This window comes from Lysobacter concretionis Ko07 = DSM 16239 (genome assembly GCF_000768345.1).
Taxonomy (GTDB): domain Bacteria; phylum Pseudomonadota; class Gammaproteobacteria; order Xanthomonadales; family Xanthomonadaceae; genus Novilysobacter; species Novilysobacter concretionis.
On record NZ_AVPS01000010.1, the window covers coordinates 86,315 to 104,111 of the forward strand.

The 17,797-nt window shown below is 67.8% G+C and carries 10 protein-coding genes and 1 riboswitch; of the genes, 6 read left to right on the forward strand and 4 right to left on the reverse strand.

Annotation, left to right across the window (positions count from 1 at the left end; translation table 11 throughout):
• Window positions 1–230: 230 nt before the first annotated feature.
• Window positions 231–1,418 carry an efflux RND transporter periplasmic adaptor subunit gene (locus N792_RS12335; protein ID WP_084105807.1) on the forward strand — a complete coding sequence of 396 codons (1,188 nt, stop codon included), beginning with the start codon at window positions 231–233 and terminating at the stop codon, window positions 1,416–1,418.
• Window positions 1,419–1,529: 111 nt separating this feature from the next.
• Window positions 1,530–4,709 (forward strand): efflux RND transporter permease subunit, encoded by a 3,180-nt coding sequence (locus N792_RS12340; protein ID WP_036195705.1) that lies wholly within the window; start codon window positions 1,530–1,532, stop codon window positions 4,707–4,709.
• Between the two features lie 434 nt (window positions 4,710–5,143).
• Here the strand turns inward: N792_RS12340 and N792_RS12345 are convergent, their stop codons facing one another.
• Window positions 5,144–5,794, reverse strand: coding sequence for a hypothetical protein (locus tag N792_RS12345; protein ID WP_036195707.1), 651 nt, complete (start codon window positions 5,792–5,794; stop codon window positions 5,144–5,146).
• Window positions 5,795–5,858: 64 nt separating this feature from the next.
• Window positions 5,859–6,815: a homoserine kinase gene (locus N792_RS12350; RefSeq protein ID WP_052104087.1), complete on the reverse strand. Its 957-nt coding sequence runs from the start codon at window positions 6,813–6,815 to the stop codon at window positions 5,859–5,861.
• Between the two features lie 134 nt (window positions 6,816–6,949).
• A riboswitch (TPP riboswitch) is annotated at window positions 6,950–7,053 on the forward strand.
• Between the two features lie 92 nt (window positions 7,054–7,145).
• Between N792_RS12350 and thiC the strand changes: the two genes are divergently transcribed.
• From thiC to N792_RS12370, 4 genes are all read left to right on the forward strand, one after another.
• A complete protein-coding gene (gene thiC / locus N792_RS12355; RefSeq protein WP_036195710.1) occupies window positions 7,146–9,023 on the forward strand; it encodes a phosphomethylpyrimidine synthase ThiC in 1,878 nt (625 codons plus the stop codon).
• A gap of 208 nt (window positions 9,024–9,231) precedes the next feature.
• Window positions 9,232–11,631: a winged helix-turn-helix domain-containing protein gene (locus N792_RS12360; protein ID WP_036195713.1), complete on the forward strand. Its 2,400-nt coding sequence runs from the start codon at window positions 9,232–9,234 to the stop codon at window positions 11,629–11,631.
• A gap of 141 nt (window positions 11,632–11,772) precedes the next feature.
• Window positions 11,773–12,636: a helix-turn-helix domain-containing protein gene (locus tag N792_RS12365; protein ID WP_036195803.1), complete on the forward strand. Its 864-nt coding sequence runs from the start codon at window positions 11,773–11,775 to the stop codon at window positions 12,634–12,636.
• A gap of 117 nt (window positions 12,637–12,753) precedes the next feature.
• Entirely contained in the window at window positions 12,754–15,591 is a 2,838-nt protein-coding gene (locus tag N792_RS12370) for a TonB-dependent receptor domain-containing protein (RefSeq protein WP_036195715.1), read from the forward strand.
• A gap of 246 nt (window positions 15,592–15,837) precedes the next feature.
• Here the strand turns inward: N792_RS12370 and ppa are convergent, their stop codons facing one another.
• Both ppa and N792_RS12380 read right to left on the reverse strand, forming a co-directional pair.
• Window positions 15,838–16,386, reverse strand: a complete 549-nt coding sequence (gene ppa, locus N792_RS12375) for an inorganic diphosphatase (protein WP_036195717.1) — start codon at window positions 16,384–16,386, stop codon at window positions 15,838–15,840.
• Window positions 16,387–16,546: 160 nt separating this feature from the next.
• Complete coding sequence (locus N792_RS12380; RefSeq protein WP_232220012.1) at window positions 16,547–17,677, reverse strand: hypothetical protein; 1,131 nt, start codon at window positions 17,675–17,677, stop codon at window positions 16,547–16,549.
• Between the last annotated feature and the right edge of the window lie 120 nt (window positions 17,678–17,797).

Below are 17,797 nucleotides of genomic sequence, written 5' to 3' on the forward strand. Positions count from 1 at the left end.
TCTGCGGTCGTCAGCGACGAACCGGTCACGGCGCGTTTTGTGGTCGCCTTGCGCGCAGGATTTTCCGCAGGTCTCCCTGCAGGCTTGGCCGTCTGCACGGGCATGAGTGGATGGGCACGGGGGCGGGCATGGGAGCGGGATGACGACATGACCGGAAATACTAGACCAGCGGGTTTTATATTCATACAGTACGCTCCGGTCCATTAATTGATCCCGCGAGGCGTACCCCTATGCGCAGCCGCACTCCATCCGGTCGCCGCGCCGCCCGGCTGGCGATCCTCGCCACGGTGACGCTGGCCGGTTTTTTCCTGACCGCCTGTGGCTCCGGCGAAGTCGCATCGCAGGAGACGCGGCCGGTGCTGGTGGTCCTGCCGGGCAAGGCGGACGTCGGCGTGGCTTCGCTGACGGGCGAGATCCGGGCGCGCGAGGAGAGTCCGCTGGCGTTCCGGGTCGGCGGCAAACTGTTGGCGCGGCAGGTGGACATCGGCGATCAGGTCAAGCGGGGCGACCTGCTGGCGACACTGGATCCCGGTGACCAGCAGGCGCAGGTGCGGGCAGTCCAGGCCCGGTTGTCGGCGGCCGAGGCGGAGCTGGGACGCGCCCGCGCCGATCAGGCCCGCTTCGCCGCGCTGGCGAAGGACCAACTGGTCAGCCGCTCGGCGCTGGATGCACAGAATGCCAGCGCCACGGCCGCGCAGGGACAGGTCGACGCGGCCCGCGCCGAGCTCGACGTGGCCCGCAACCAGGCAGCCTACAGCCGCCTGCTGGCACCGGCCGACGGTGTCATCACCGACCGCCAGGCCGAGGCCGGGCAGGTGGTCGCGGCAGGGCAGGCGGTATTCACCCTGGCCGTCGATGGCGCGAGGGAAGTGGCGTTCGCCGTAGCGGAAAGCCAGAAGGCCGACATCCGGCCGGGGCAGACGGTACGGGTCGAGGTCTGGTCCGCTCCCGGCAAGCAGTGGCCCGGTACCGTGCGCGAAGTCGCGCCGGCCGCCGACCCGGCATCACGCACCTATGCCGCGCGCGCCACACTGGATGCGCCAGTCGGGGCGCTGCAACTGGGCCAGAGTGCACGGGTGTTCATCGACGCCGGCCCGTCGGGCCAGACGGCCGTGCTGAGCGTCCCGCTGACCGCGTTGCAGCGCGATGGCGATGCGGTGGCGGTGTTCGTGGTGGATCGCAAGACCTCGACCCTGGTGCTGCAGCCGGTCACCGTCGGGGCTTACGGCGACGATCGCGTGCCGGTCACGTCCGGCCTGTCCGCGGATGCATGGGTGGTGGCGGCCGGTGGGCATCTGCTGCGTGCGGGACAGAAGGTCAGCCCGGTGGATCGCGACAACCGGCCCTTGTCGATCGAAAGCGCGCAAGTTCAAGGCAAGCCGACTGGAAGCATGCCCGCTGAAAGCGCGGCCAACTGAGGCACCGCCGGCTTGAAGCCGACCGCCATCGCGACGCTCCGCTCTCGCATTTGGCGTCAACCTCCCTTTCCCGCCCGTGGCGAAAGGCAGCAGACCGGGATTCCCTGATCCATGCGATTCAATCTTTCCGAGTGGGCCCTCCGACACCGCAGCCTGGTGGTGTACGCGATGCTGGTGCTGGCGATCGCCGGTGCGTTTTCCTACCTGAAACTGGGTCGCAGCGAGGACCCGGCGTTCACCTTCAAGGTGATGGTCGTCCACACCGTCTGGCCCGGCGCCACCGCCGAGCAGGTCGGCCGGCAGGTCACCGAGCGGATCGAGCGCAAGCTGATGCAGACCGGCGAGTACGAGTTCATCCGCTCGTATTCGCGTGCCGGCGAATCGCAGGTGATCTTCGCCGCGCGCGACTCGATGCGCTCGGCCGAGATCCCCGAGCTGTTCTACCAGGTGCGCAAGAAGGTCGCGGACCTGCGGCCGGAGCTGCCGGCGGACATCGTCGGACCGTTCTTCAATGACGAGTTCGGCGACACCTTCGGCAACATCTACGCGCTGACCGGCAAGGGGTTCGATTACGCAGTGCTGAAGGACTACGCCGACCGCGTCCAGCTGGCGCTGCAGGACCTTCCCGACGTCGGCAAGATCGAGCTGTTCGGCCTGCAGGACGAGAAGGTCTGGATCGAGCTGTCGAACACCAAGCTGGCCACGCTCGGGGTGTCGGCCGCGGCGGTGCAGGACGCGTTGCAGCAGCAGAATGCGGTGGTGCCGGCCGGTTTCTTCGAGACCCCGGGCAGCCGGGTGCCGTTGCGGGTGAGCGGGCAGTTCCAGTCGGTCGAGCAGATCCGCGAGTTCCCGATCCGGGTCGGCGACCGCACCTTCCTGCTGGGCGACGTGGCGACGGTCGAGCGTGGCTTTTCCGACCCGCCGCAGCCGGGCATGCGCTTCATGGGCGAGGACGCGATCGGCATCGGCGTGGCGATGCGCGATGGCGGTGACATCCTCGCGCTGGGCAAGACCCTGGAAGCCGAGTTTTCCGAACTGCAACGCACCCTGCCGGCCGGGATGGCACTGCACAAGGTGTCCGACCAGCCGGCCGCGGTGCAGGACTCGGTCGGCGAGTTCGTACGCGTGCTTGCCGAGGCGGTCGCGATCGTGCTGCTGGTGAGCTTCCTGTCGCTGGGCCTGCGCACCGGGCTGGTGGTCGCGCTGTCGATCCCGCTGGTGCTGGCGATGACCTTCACCGTGATGGAGATCCTCGGCGTCGGCCTGCACAAGATCTCGCTGGGCGCGCTGGTGCTGGCGCTGGGGTTGATGGTCGACGACGCGATCATCGCGGTGGAGATGATGGCGATCAAGATGGAGCAGGGCTTCGACCGCCTGAAGGCGGCGGCGTTCGCGTGGGAGTCGACCGCGTTCCCGATGCTGACCGGCACCCTGATCACCGCGGCGGGCTTCCTGCCGATCGCGACCGCGGCGTCCAGCACCGGCGAGTACACCCGCTCGCTGTTCGAGGTGGTGACGATCGCGCTGCTGGTGTCGTGGGTCGCGGCGGTGGTGTTCGTGCCCTATCTGGGCGACAAGCTGCTGCCGCATATCGAGCGCGGCGCGAACGGGCACCCGGTCGCGCCGAAGCCCGGCTCGCTGGCCGCGCGCTGGCAGGCGCGGCGGCACCGTTGGGCGGACCGCCATCCGGCGTTCGCCGATGTGATCGCGCCATTGCCGAAGGATCACAGCCACGCGCACGACCCGTACGGCACCCGGTTCTACCAGCGCTTCCGCAGCTGGGTGATCTGGTGCGTGCGCCATCGCTGGCTGGTCATCGCGATCACCGTCGCGGCGTTCGTCGCCTCGCTGCTGATGTTCCGTTTCGTGCCGCAGCAATTCTTCCCCGACTCGGTGCGGCCGGAACTGATGGTCGACATGGAGCTGGCCGAAGGCAGCTCGCTGCGCGCGACCCGGACGCAGGCCGAGCGGCTGGAAGCACTGCTCGCCACTCGCAAGGACCTGGTCAACTACACCGCCTACGTCGGCACCGGTTCGCCGCGCTTCTACCTGCCGCTGGACCAGCAGTTGCCGGCGGCCAACTTCGCCCAGTTCGTGCTGATGCCCGAAAGCCTGGAAGCGCGCGAGCAGTTGCGCAGCTGGATGATCGAGGAAGTCGTGCCGCGCTTCCCCGAGCTGCAATTGCGCGTGACGCGGCTGGAGAACGGGCCGCCGGTCGGCTACCCGGTGCAGTTCCGCGTCTCCGGCGAGCACATCGACCAGGTGCGCCGGATCGCCTACGCCGTGCGTGAGGAAATCCGCAGGAACCCGCACGTCGCCAACGTCAACCTGGACTGGGACGAGCCGGGCAAGGTGGTGCGTTTGCAGGTCGACCAGGCCCGCGCGCGTGCGCTCGGCATCAGCTCGGCGCAACTGGCCAAGGTGCTCGGCGGGTCGCTGTCGGGCATCCAGGTCAGCACCTACCGCGAGGGCAACGAGCTGATCGGGATGATGCTGCGCGGCGGCGAGGCCGAGCCGATTGCGCTGGACCAGCTCGGCAGCCTCATGGTGCCCACAGCCAGCGGCCAGAGCGTGCCGTTGTCGCAGGTGGCGACGCTCGAATACGGCTTCGAGGAAGGCATCATCTGGCACCGCGACCGCAAGCCGACGATGACCGTACGCGCCGACATCTACGACGGCACCCAGCCGGCGTCGGTGATGGCGCAGATCTCGCCGAACCTGGACGGCATCCGCGCCGACCTCCCCTATGGCTACTCCGTGGACATCGGCGGCAGCGTGGAGGATTCCACCCGCGGCCAGGACTCGATCGCCGCCGGCGTGCCGCTGTTCCTGTTCGTCGTGTTCACCCTGCTGATGCTGCAGCTGCGCAGTTTCTCGCGCAGCATCATGGTGCTGCTGACCGCGCCGCTGGGGCTGATCGGGGTGACCCTGTTCCTGCTGGTGTTCCGGGTGCCGTTTGGCTTCGTGGCGATGCTGGGCACGATCGCGCTGTCGGGGATGATCATGCGCAACTCGGTGATCCTGGTCGACCAGATCGAGCAGGACCGGCGCGACGGGCACGAGACCTGGGACGCGATCGTGGAGGCGACCGTGCGCCGGTTCCGGCCGATCGTGCTGACCGCGCTGGCGGCGATCCTGGCGATGATCCCGCTCTCGCGCAGCGCATTCTTCGGCCCGATGGCGACGGCGATCATGGGCGGCCTGCTGGTGGCCACCGTGCTGACCCTGCTGTTCCTGCCGGCGCTGTATGCGGCGTGGTTCCGGGTCAAGGTACCGCAGGAACTGCAATAGAAACAAAAAGGTTCATCTCCCGACTCCGGGGAAGTCGGGAAGACGGGCCGGGGCGCGACCTGCAGGCCTTCGCGGCGAATGTCCCCCGGCCCCGCCTGCGGCGGACGCCTCCCCCTTTATTTCGCCCCGAAGGCCTGCAGGTCACGTCGGTGCTGTCGGATCGCAGAGGTACGCGGACAGCCCGGCAGCCGGGCCTGCGCTTCTGGAACCCCCGCCACGCTGGAACGACGGGTGCGAATGCCCTTGGGTGTGAAATAAAGGAGGAGGCACCGGCTTCATCGGTGCCGGGGGACATTCGCACACAAGGGCATTCGCTCCCGGCACCCCGGCCACCCCGCAGATGTCGCGCTTTCCCCTTGGATGGGAGAAGAACCAATAAAAAGGCGGCCCGTCGAGGGCCGCCCTGATGTGTGTCGCCGTGTCGATGCGCCGTGTCAGTCGGCGGCACCCCACGGGGCCGGCGGCGCGTCGATGGGCCGGGTGAGGTCGAAGCGCACGCGGAACAGGCGGTCGGTGTCGGTGCGTGCCAGTTCGTAGGTGTAGTGCACGTCCGGCTCGATCTCGATCGCCCAGGCGTTGGTGTTGGATACCTGCATGCCTTCGCGGGTGAACATTTCCTGCGAGAACGCGTCCACCGGGAACTCCTGGCGGTTGGCGGTGCCCTCGGCTGCGGTGTCGCCGCCGTACATGGTGACCGGGTCGTCGCTGCCGTCGGCCAGGCGGTGGTCGTGCTTCAGGCGCAGGCCGTCACCGGTGCGGGTGACGATCCAGGTGCGCGAGCGGTCCTCGCCGACGTGGAACGGGATCTTGATCTCCTGCTCGCTGCATTCGCGCACGTGCATCACCAGGGCCTGGTCGGCGAACGGGTTGGGGCCGGTGCTGCCGGGACGGTCGACCTCGACCTCGCCGGCGAAGGCCTGGCCGCACAGGGCGGTCAGGTGATTGAAGAACGCGTCCCGGGGCGTGGTGGACGCCGAGGGCGCGGAGGTGGCAGCGGCCTCCGGCGCGGTGGTGGGCGCGGGTGTGCAGGCGGACAGGACGACGGCAAGCGCCGTGGCGAGGATGGGGAGCTGGATTCTATTCATCCACCGACGCTAACCGCCGCGGGCGCAAATGCCAACCGGACAGGCCTTGCCGATGCTCAATATGTCAGTCCAGCAGTTCCGCACGCGGGCCGTTGATCGGCGACACCCAGGCGTCGCTGCCCAGCCCCGCGTCGGCGAACGCGGCCTGCATCGCGCGGGCCGCAGCGCTTGCGTCGGCCGAGTCGTCGAACCAGCCGAACACACTCGGTCCGGCCCCGGAGATGCTCGCCCCCAGCGCGCCGTGGGCCAGCGCCGCAGCCTGCACGCCGGCGAAGCCCGGGATCAACGCGGCCCGGCGAGGCTCGACCAGCACGTCGCGCAACCCGGCCGCGATCAGTTCACGGTCGCCGCGCGCCAGGCCGGTCAGGAACAGCGCGAGGTATTCGCTCTGGCGGGCGAACTCGCCGATCCGGTACGGCGCGACCAGCGCCTCGCGCGACCGCCTGGTTTCCAGCACGTAGTGGGGGTGTACCACCGCGCAATACAGCGGCGGCGCAGGCAACGCAATCACCCGCGTGCGGGTCGCCAACACCACGCCACCGAACAGCATCGGTCCGACGTTGTCGCCCTGCAGGCTGTTGCTGGCGACCGACTCGCCCACCAGTGCCGCCGGATACAGCTGCTCGCGGCTCAGCGGGGCATCGAGCACGTGGTTGGCGGCGACCAGGGCGGCCACGGCGGAGGCCGCCGAACCGCCCAGCCCGGAGCCCAGCGCGATGCCCTTGTGCAGCCAAAGCTCGAAGCCATGCGTGATCCCGTGCTCCTCGCGCAGCGCGATCAGCGCGCGCCCGGCGGTGTTCAGAGCGGGCTCCAGCGGCAGGTCGCCGGTGCCCGCGCTGTCGCCGTCGATCGCGACGATGCGGACCGTCGGTGCATCGATGCGACGCACCGTGGCGCGGTCGCCCGGCCCGTGGATGCTGTGCCCGAGCAGGTCGAAGCCGACCCCGATGTTGCCCACGCCGGCCGGGGCGAAGGCGCTCGCCTGGCGTGCCGGTCGGTTTCCCTGTTGTGCCATCGACATGCTCCGCGGCCGCTGGCCGCCACCGGGTTGACGCGGGTCCTGCGACCCGCGGCGTGGCGACATTATCGCCGTGCCGCCCCGGTGTTCCTGCGGCTCCACGGTTGGCCGCCGGAGCGGTTACATGCTCCAATGCGCGACTGAAGCGGGGGTACCGCGCGCCGTCCCGGCGCCGGTTGAGACAGACCCTTCGAACCTGACGCGGTTGATACCGCCGTAGGGAAGCTTCGCACCGGTTCCCCGTGGGGCCGTGCGCCTTCGCTTCGTGTTGCGACCAGGTTCGCAACGGCCCGCACCCCCGTGCGGACACTCCACCCGAAGCGGATGAATGCCATGAATGCAGTGCCCTCCCAACTGGTCCAGGATGCCGACAAGCTGTCGGCCGACGTGGTCCGGCCGATCCCCGGCTCGCGCAAGATCCACCTGCCCGGCTCGCGTCCCGACCTGCAGGTCGCGATGCGCGAGATCGTGCTCGCCGCCACGCCCACCCTGTTCGGTGGCGAGGACAACGCGCCGCTGGCCGTCTACGACACCTCCGGGCCGTACACCGATCCGTCGGCCACCATCGACCTGGCCCGTGGACTGGCGCCGTTGCGCGCGGCCTGGATCGCCGAACGCGGCGATACCGAAGCGCTCGACGGCCTGACCTCGCAGTTCGGCCGCCAGCGCGAAGGCGATACGAAGCTGGACGCGGTGCGCTTCGGCAACCGTCCTCTGCCGCGCCGTGCCGTCGCCGGTGCCAACGTCACCCAGATGCACTACGCCCGCCGCGGCATCGTCACCCCGGAGATGGAATACGTCGCGATCCGCGAGAACCAGCGGCTGGAGGCGATCACCGAGGCGCACCTGCTCAGGCAGCATCCGGGCCAGAGCTTCGGCGCGAACATCCAGAAGGTCATCACCCCGGAGTTCGTGCGCGACGAGGTCGCCCGCGGCCGCGCGATCATCCCGTGCAACATCAACCACCCCGAAAGCGAGCCGATGATCATCGGCCGCAACTTCCTGACCAAGGTCAACGCCAACATCGGCAACTCGGCGGTGTCCTCGGGCATCGCCGAGGAGGTCGAGAAACTGGTCTGGGCGATCCGCTGGGGCGCCGACAACGTGATGGACCTGTCCACCGGCAAGCATATCCACGAGACCCGCGAGTGGATCATCCGCAACAGCCCCGTTCCGATCGGCACGGTGCCGATCTACCAGGCGCTGGAGAAGGTCGACGGCCGCGCCGAGGAGCTGACCTGGGAGATCTTCCGCGACACCCTGATCGAGCAGGCCGAGCAGGGCGTGGACTACTTCACCATCCACGCTGGCGTCCTGCTGCGTTATGTGCCGCTGACCGCCGGCCGCGTGACCGGCATCGTCAGCCGCGGCGGCTCGATCATGGCCAAGTGGTGCCTGGCCCATCACCGCGAGAGCTTCCTGTACGAACACTTCGAGGACATCTGCGAGATCATGAAGGCCTACGACGTCGCCTTCAGCCTGGGCGACGGCCTGCGTCCGGGCTCGATCGCCGACGCCAACGACGCCGCCCAGTTCGGCGAGCTGGAAACCCTCGGCGAGCTGACCAAGATCGCGTGGAAGCACGACGTCCAGACCATGATCGAAGGCCCCGGCCACGTGCCGATGCACCTGATCAAGGAGAACATGGACAAGCAGCTGGAGGTCTGCGGCGAAGCGCCGTTCTACACCCTCGGCCCGCTGACCACCGACATCGCGCCGGGCTACGACCACATCACCTCGGCGATCGGCGCGGCGATGATCGGCTGGTTCGGTACCGCGATGCTCTGCTACGTGACGCCCAAGGAGCACCTCGGCCTGCCGAACAAGAACGACGTGCGCGAGGGCCTGATGGCCTACAAAATCGCCGCTCACGCGGCCGATCTGGCCAAGGGCCATCCCGGCGCGCAGGCACGCGACAACGCGCTGAGCAAGGCCCGCTTCGAGTTCCGCTGGGAAGACCAGTTCAACCTCGGTCTGGACCCTGAACGCGCGACCGAATACCACGACGAGACCATGCCCAAGGACGCGCACAAGTCGGCGCATTTCTGCTCGATGTGCGGCCCGCAGTTCTGCTCGATGAAGATCAGCCAGGACGTGCGCGACTTCGCGGCCACCCAGGGGCTGGACGAACAGGCGGCGCTGGAAGCCGGCATGCAGGAGAAGGCCGCCGAGTTCCGCGCGGCCGGTGTCGAGGTCTACGCCAAGGCTTGATGAGTGATGCCTGCGTGGGCGGCCGCCGGTGACGCGCGGCCGCCCATGATGGCGGCGGAGTGATTTTCGGCCGCCCGGAGGCGCTGGACCGGCGGGGATGCGGCAGGTTTTCTTTGCCCATCCGGCGATGGTTGTTTGCCGTGCGTGGCATTTGGCGACTTTGTGCACATGCCTGCGGGCCGGTTTGCGGCGATAATTGGCCGCATTCATGCCCAACTATGCCGATTCACCCGTCCCTGAACAGCTGCGCGTAGGCCAATGCACGGTCGATATTCCGTCGCGTGAGGTGCATGCGCCCGGCGCGCGTCGACCGCGCCGTATCACCCCCAAGTCGATGGGCGTGTTGCTGGCACTGGTCGCCAATGCCGACCGGGTGGTCAGCCGCGATGCGCTGCTGGCCAGTGTCTGGCCCGATACGCTGCCCGGCGACGACGTCGTCACCCAGGCAGTGACCCAGTTGCGCAAGGCCTTTGGCGACGTCCGCGACGACCCCCAGTACATCGAAACCATTGCCAAGAGCGGCTACCGCCTGCTGGCCGAGGTGGAGTGGCTGGATGCCCCGCCGTCCGGGGAGGCGGTCGTGGAAGGCCGGGGCGATGGATCCGGACCGGATTCCCGTCGCGATGCCGCCACTCGCACTGCCACCGCCAGCGTCGAGAGCCGGCCGAGCGATCCCGCACCGGCAAGTGAACCGGCAAGTGAACCGGCAATCCACCAGCCCAAAGCGCTGCGGGGCGGCTGGAAATCCTTGCTCGGTGTGCTGGGCGTGGTGCTTCTGCTGGTAGCCACGCTGCTGTGGTGGGTGCGACCGCCGGCTCCCGTGCCGGTGCCCGCCGGATCTTCAGGCGCAGGCATAGCGATCTCGCCGGAGCGTTACCGGCTCAAGCCCCACCTGATCACCTCGGCGCCGGGGTTCGAGCTGGGCCCCACGCTGAGTCCGGAAGGCGCCATGGTCGCCTACATGGCGATCCCGGAAGGGCAGCGGAACATCGCGATCATGGTCCAGACGACCACGCCGACCGCCGCGCGTCAGCTGACCCATCCCGCGGAAATGGCCGATGACGTGCGTCCCGAGTGGTCGCCGGACGGGCGCGAGATCGCGTTTTTGCGGGTTGTGCCAGGCAAGGAATGCCATCTGCTGGTGATTCCCGCGAACGGCGGGCCCGAAAGGACGGCCGGCAGTTGCGATCCCGACAATCTGCCGGCCTTCGACTGGACCCCGGATGGGCGCGGCCTGGTTTTTGACGGTGCCGGTCCGAAGGGCAACCGGTCCGGGCTGCAGGTGCTGGATCTCGCCGCCGGCCGTGTGCACTCGATCGATTACCGCACCAACCCGGATGACATCGACACCGCGCCGAGGTATTCGCCGGACGGGCAGTGGATCGTATTCGTGCGCAATTCGCCCCTGGGCGACTTCTGGCGCATCCCCGCCGGCGGAGGCCCGGCGGAACGGTTGACCCGGATGAATGCCGAGATCCGGGGCTGGGATTGGACGCCCAGTGGCAAGGCGTTGGTGTACGCCCGTCGCAGCGACAGCGTCAGCCGCCTGTACCGGTACGAACTGGGCACCAGCACGCATGTCGATCTGGGTGTCGAGGACGGCGAGCAGCCGGTAACGGCCCGGAACGTGCCGGCACTGGCCTATGTCCTGCGGCGTACGCGCTTCGGCATCTACCGGTTCGATCTGGGCAAGAACATGCCGGGCGAGCGCCTGTTTGCGTCATCCGGCCGCGACCGTCTGCCGGCGATCGCCCCGGATGGGCGCCAGCTGGTGTTCACTTCCGACCGCTCCGGCCCGTTCGCGCTCTGGTGGGCCGATGTCGACCAGCCCGGATCGTTGCGCCTGCTTGAAGGGGTCCAGCCGGAATCCCGTCACCTGCCGGCATGGTCGGCCGACAGCTCGCGGGTGCTGGTGATCGGCGCCACCGCCGCGAACGGACCGGAAGACCAGGGCGGCGTGTATGAGGTGATTCCGGCCAGTGGCCGCGTGACGCGCCTGTCGCTGCCGGTGCGCGACCCGCTCCAGGCGGTGTACCTGCCGGACCCCGACGGCCGGCAGGAACGCTTGCTGGTCCTGGCCGATGGAGGCGATGGGCGGCCGCGCCTGAGCCTGTTCCGGTCGGAGCGCGGGCAGACCTCGTACGCCGGGCCTGCGTTGGCGACCCTGGACGATGTGGCGCGGGTCCAGCTCGATGCGGAGCGCCAGCGGCTGTTGTTCGTCCGCACCGGGCAGCCCGGCCTGTGGCAGATCGATCTGCAGCTTGCTCCGGCCAGCCTGAAAGCGCTGGAGCTTGGCATCCCCCTGACACCGTGGCACCAGGCGTGGGCGGTGGCGCGCGACGGCGGGATCTACCGCACCCGGCGCACCCCCGGGTGCCCCGCCCTGCTGTCGTATCAACCCGCCCAGGAATCGACGGTAGGCTCGGCGCCCCTGTCGCCCGAGTCCCGCTGCCTCGACCCCGATCGCCGCGCGGCGACCACCGCGTTCAGCTTCGATCCGCGCGCGGAGCGCCTCTACATCACCCTGGCCGAGTACGACGGTGGCGACATCGGGTTTGCGAGCTTCGATCCGCTCCCTGAAGCGTCCTGGCCGAAAGTCAGCAAGTAGTTGATTTGTAACGGATAAAGTCTTTCGTAACTTTATCTCCGCCAGAATCGGCAAAATTTCGGATGGGGTTTCGCAAATAGCTCAGGACTCTTCCGGCCGATTGGGCAAACATCCGCGCCTCTATCAGTACAGGGGTGCAGCATGGACAACACGTTATGGGCCGATCGCGGCCAGCAATTGCCGGGGGAAGCATCAGAGACTGAACCCCAGGCCACGTGCGTGGGGGTGTCGCGATTGGGCAGCATGCAGGTGCCCGCCAATGCGTTCAGCGTATGGATGCAGCTGCGCGGCAGTTCCTGGGTGGAAGGCCGGGAGGGCAAGTTCCGCCTGCGCCGGGGCGACTGGATCGCGTTCGAGCGCGACTCGCGCCCCCACGTGCAGGCCGACCGCCATGGCGTCTGCATCGGCCTGACCCTGGGCGCGGATGCATTGCGCGCCGCTGGCGCATTGGCCGATCCGGGGCTGTATGCCGGTCGCGGAAAGATCGAGCTGCATGACGCCCGCATGGCATTGCGGTTGTGGCGCTCCTCCAGCACGCGCCTGTCGACCCTCGCCGGTGCCGACACCACCACCATCGTCGGCACGTTGCGTCCTCTGCTGTTGCAGCTGGCGGCGATCCAGGGCGAGATGACCGCCAACATCCCGCTGTGCCCCGGGCGCTCGCGCATGCGCAAGCGGCAGGTGTTCGGCCGCCTGCAGCGCGCGCGGATGTATCTCGACGGCAACCGCGACCGCGTGGTGCGCATCAGCGAACTGGCGGAACTGACCAGCTTCTCCAGCTGGTACTTCTCCAAGACCTTCCACAGCCTCTATGGCGAAAGCCCGCAGTCGGCATCGGCGCGGATGCGGCTGGAGCATGCCGCCGAGTTGTTGGGCAGCAGCCAGATGATGATCGGCGAAGTCGCCGCGGCGTGCGGCTTCGACAACTGCTGCAGCTTCGCGCGGGCATTCCGGGCGCGCTACCAGATGTCCGCGACCAGCTATCGGAAAAAGATGGCCCCCTGATGGCTCAGGCCAGATTCGGCAAAGTCAGGCGGCGGTTGCAGCAAAGCAGCAGGCGCGCTTGGGACGTAGCGTTGACGGCGCGTTTAACACGCCCATAACGTTATTGGAGAGAGATAGATGAATTACCGCAATTTGCGCCCCGCAATCCGACTCGGCCTGCTGCCGGCCGGCATTGCAGTGGCACTTGTACCGGCCATTGCCGGTGCTCAGGACGCCGCCCCGGCTTCCCAGGCCACCACTCTGGACCGCATCGAAGTCACTGGTTCGCGTATCCGCCAGGTCGACGTTGAAACCGCGCAGCCGGTGTTGCTGATTTCCCGCGAGGACATCGAGAACCAGGGCTTCAGCTCGGTTGCCGACATCCTGCAGAACATCTCCGCCGCCGGTTCCCCGGCGTTCAGCCGCTCCTCGCCGCTGACCGCCAACGCCGAAGCCGGTGGTTCCTACATCGACCTGCGCAACCTGGGCGCACAGCGCACCCTGGTGCTGGTCAACGGCAAGCGCCTGGGCATCAGCACCGCCGGTTACCAGGACATCTCGACGATCCCGTCCGCGGTGGTCGAGCGCATTGAAGTGCTGAAGGACGGCGCCTCGTCGATCTACGGCTCCGACGCGATGGCCGGCGTGATCAACATCATCACCCGCAGCAACTTCGACGGTGCGGAAGTCAACGCCTACTACGGCCAGTACAGCCAGGGCGACGGCACCATCCAGAACTACGACTTCGTCACCGGCTTCGCCGGCGACCGTGGCTCGGTCACCATCGGTGCCGAGTACCACAAGGAAGACGAGGTCTGGGCCAAGGACCGCTGGTTCTCCAACGACAGCTACCCGCGCTACCCGCAGTACAGCCAGACGGTTGTCGGCCAGTGGGGCAACTGGCGTCCGACCGGCTCCACCGGTGCGTGGCAGGCCCCCAACCGTGGCGGCACCGCCATCGGTGCCGACCAGTTCCATCCGCAGCAGAACCCGGCCGATACCAGCAAGGCATCCGACCAGATGCACGTGCGCACCCCGCAGGAGCGTCGTTCGCTGTTCGCCAGCGCGAACTGGGACATCACCGACGACGTGCGCTTTGTCTCCGACATGGCGTACAACCAGCGTGATTCGTTCCGCCAGATCGCCGGTTACCCGACCCAGTCGACCGCGATCAACGCGCCGATGTCGCCCGACAGCGCGTTCAACCCGGTTCCCGGTACCCAGGTCAACTGGCGCCGTCGTGGCTGGGAGCAGCCGCGCACGACCCAGAGCGACCTGACCACCTGGCGCTTCACCGCGGCCATTGAAGGTTCGTTCCAGCTCGCCGACCGCTACTTCGATTGGGACGTTGGCACGCTGTTCAACGAGACCAACCTGCGCGTCGTCAACAACGGCAACTTCTTCATCCCGAACGTGCGCAAGGCCGTCGGCCCGTCGTTCACGAACGCGCAGGGCAAGGTGGTTTGCGGCGTCCCGGGCGCCGAGATTGCCGGCTGCGTGCCGTGGAACCCGTTTGCGGGCTTCGGCACCGGCGCGGTGGCCAACTCGCTGGACGACCCGAACGTCGTGAAGTACCTGTTCAAGGAAGAGCACGCACTGGGCGAGACCAAGACCACCAGCTACTTCGCCAACCTCGCAGGCTCGCTGTTCACCCTGCCGGCCGGCGACCTGGGCTTCGCGGTCGGTTACGAGACCCGTCGTGAGGAAGGTGGTTTCGCTCCCGATGCGATCGCGCAGTCGGGCGACTCGACCAACCTGGCGTCCGGCAACACCTACGGCCGCTACACGCTGGACGAGTTCTACGGCGAGTTGAGCATCCCGGTGCTGGCCGATGTGGCCTTCGCCAAGGAGCTGACCTTCAGCGTCGCCAGCCGTTACTCGGACTACGACACCTTTGGTGACACCACCAACAACAAGTTCGGCTTCAAGTGGCGTCCGATCGACGACCTGCTGGTCCGTGGTACCTGGTCCGAGGGCTTCCGTGCGCCGACGATCTCGAACCTGTACGGCGGCGGTTCGCAGACCTTCACCACCGGCTTCCGTGACCCGTGCGACTCGGTATACGGCAACGCTGCCGGCAGCGCCCGCTGCCTGAAGGACGTGGCCGCCGGCTACCGCCAGCTGCAGCAGGGCTTCGTGCCGACCACGGCGCCTGGCATGCAGACCCCGGTGCCGTTCATGAGCGGTTCCAACATCAACCTGCAGCCGGAGACCTCGGAGTCCAAGACCCTTGGCTTCGTGTACTCCCCGAGCTACGTGCAGGGCCTGACCGTCGGTATCGACTGGTGGAACATCACCATCGAGAACACGATGGTCTCCGACAGCCCGAACGCGATGCTGAGCGACTGCTATGTCGCCCTCATCGAATCGCGTTGCGCCGGTTTCAAGCGTGATCCGGTCACGGGGATCGTCAACGAGTTGACCTACGGCCTGCGCAACGCCGGTTATGTCGAGACCGAAGGCTTCGACGTCGACCTCAGCTACCGCATGGACACCGACTACGGCCGCTTCGGCCTGAACTGGCAGACCACCTACGTCAGCAAGCTGGTGTCCAAGTCCACCAACGACGTCGGTACGCCGGAAGCGGTGAGCAACGGGTTCAGCGGCAACTTCCGCATCCGTTCCAACGCCAACCTGAACTGGAGCAAGGGTGACTTTGCCGCAAACTGGGGCGTGCGTTACTCCTCCGGCGTGAAGGAAGAGTGCTCGTTTGATGAGCGTTGCACCTATCCGAACTACGCAGCTCCGGACACCCAGGGCACGATCGTTCCGATGAACCGTATCGGCGCGAACACCTTCCACGACGTCCAGGTTTCCTGGAAGGCGCCGTGGAATGGCAAGGTCTCCGTGGGTGCGAACAACGTGTTCGGTCACTATGCGGCGCCGGAGTACGACCAGCCGAATGCGAACTACTCGTACTACGGTGGTCATGACATCGGCCGCTTCGTGTACATGAAGTACCAGCAGAACTTCTGATCGATCCGTCGATTGGTTGAGCAGTAAACAAGGCGGCCCCGGAAACGGGGCCGCTTTTTTATTGCGGGATTGTTTGGCGACATGGCTGGGCAAGCCGGTTCGAGGGCACTTTCCATTCCCTTTGCCGGCCAGCGCAGCCGCAGCGGGCGCCGTCTCCCATCGTGGATCCGCCAGTGCAGAACCTGGGTGTCGGGCATGAAAAAGCCGCCCGGAGGCGGCTTTCTGGGTGATGCGGATGGCCTGGGCTCAGGCCTGTTTCTGGTTCTCCTCGGCCGCATGGCGCTTCATCGCGTCCAGCAGCAAGGCCTTGGCCTCGTCGGCACCGCCCCAGCCGTCGAGCTTGACCCACTTGCCCTTCTCCAGGTCCTTGTAGTGCTCGAAGAAGTGGCCGATGCGCTCGCACCAGTGCGGGCTGACCTGGTCGATGTCGTGGATGTGGGCGTAGCCGGCGAACACCTTCTCGACCGGAACCGCGAGGATCTTCTCGTCGCTGCCGGCTTCATCGCTCATCTTCAGCACGCCGACCGGGCGGCAGCGGATCACCGAACCGGGGATCAGCGGCAGCGGCAGGATCACCATCACGTCGGCCGGATCGCCGTCGCCGCACAGGGTGCGCGGGACGTAGCCGTAGTTGCAGGGGTAGCGCATCGGGGTGGACAGGATGCGGTCGACGAAGATCGCGCCGGACTCCTTGTCGACCTCGTACTTCACCGGTTCGGCATCCTTCGGGATTTCGATGATGACGTTGATTTCTTCCGGCGGGTTCTTGCCGGTGGTGACGTGGTCCAGGCCCATGGTTGCTCCGAAGTGGGGTGGGGCGCGCCGGACGGCGGCCGTGAAAGCCGGCCATTTTACCCTCCCGGCTGCTGCGGCGCAGCATCGGAGGCGATCGAAGCCACCCGCCAGCGCCCGGACGGGGCTGGCGGCGGTTGTCGTCGGCCGGTGCGCGGCCGGCTCAGAACTTGATCGACGCCCTCAGATAGAAGTCGTCATCGACGCGGGCGCGCCGGGCGGTGGCGGGGATCTCGATCTCCTTGCGCTCGCGGATGCGCGCCTCGAACGACAGCTTCGGGTTGACCCGCCACTGGTAGCGGATTTCGGCGAGGGCGTCGTTGGGCCGGAAGTCGGGCGAGATCAGCCAGCCGGCACCGGCGCGGCCATAGGCCACGCCCAGGTGATGCCCCGGCGCGATGTCGTACAGGCTGGCCTGCAGTTGCCACGCCAGTCCGTCGCTGTCGCCGCGCTGGCCGGTGCCCAGGACGGCGGAGGCCGGCGTGTTGAGCGCGTAACCGACTTCGGCGCCGGCGACCAGGCGCAGGCCGTCATCGTGGATCGGCCAGGTGCCGGCGACCCGCGCATCGATGGCCAGGTAGTCCTCGCGCGAGGCGTTCGCCGTGCCCTGGTCGGCCAGGCTCGCCGGCATCCAGGTCAGCGACAGCATGCGGTGGTCGACCGGGCCCAGGCGCTGGTTGTTTTCCAGCCCGAGGAACAGGGATGTGCGGCTGTCGGAGTCGCTGAAATCCAGCGGCGAGCGGGCCACGCCGCCGCTGCCGCGGCGATGCCGGTACTGGGCGATCACGTGCCCTCGCCAGTCGTTGGCGACCGGCAGGTCCAGGTGCACGCCGTCGGTCCAGTTGACGTCGATGTTGGGGCTGTCGTTGCGGTCCAGCCCCTTGGAGGCCACGCCGGGAACCGCGAAGCCGGTCTGGAAGCGGCCGATCCGCACGCGCATGCCGTCGCTGGGCGCGCTGTAACCGAGGTAGGCCTCGTCGAGGGTGACGTCGCCGAACTCGGTGCCGACGTTGGTGGGCGCGTAGCCCCGCAGGTAGATGTCGGTCCCGTCCTGCTCGCTGCTGAAGCGGCCGGCGGCGCGGGTGCGGAACGTCCAGTTCCCGGCGAAGCCCCGTTGCAGCGCGACCCGCAGGCGTGCGTTGAAGGCGTCGTCATCGGACTGGCTGCCATCGCGGGCGGTGCGCTCGCTGGCGAAGTAGCCGCCGCGCAGGTCGCCGCTGAACTTCCAGGCGGAATCGGCGTCCTGTGCCATCGCGACCGGGGCCGTCATCGCCAGCAGGAGGGTGGCAAGCACGGTCCTGGCGGCAGGGCGGGAGCCGGCGGGGCGGGCGGTAAAAATGGAATCGAGCGGGTGCATGGACATCGCAGGGTCACCTGACCGGGAAGAGGGAGGGCCGGTGCGGCAAGGATAAGT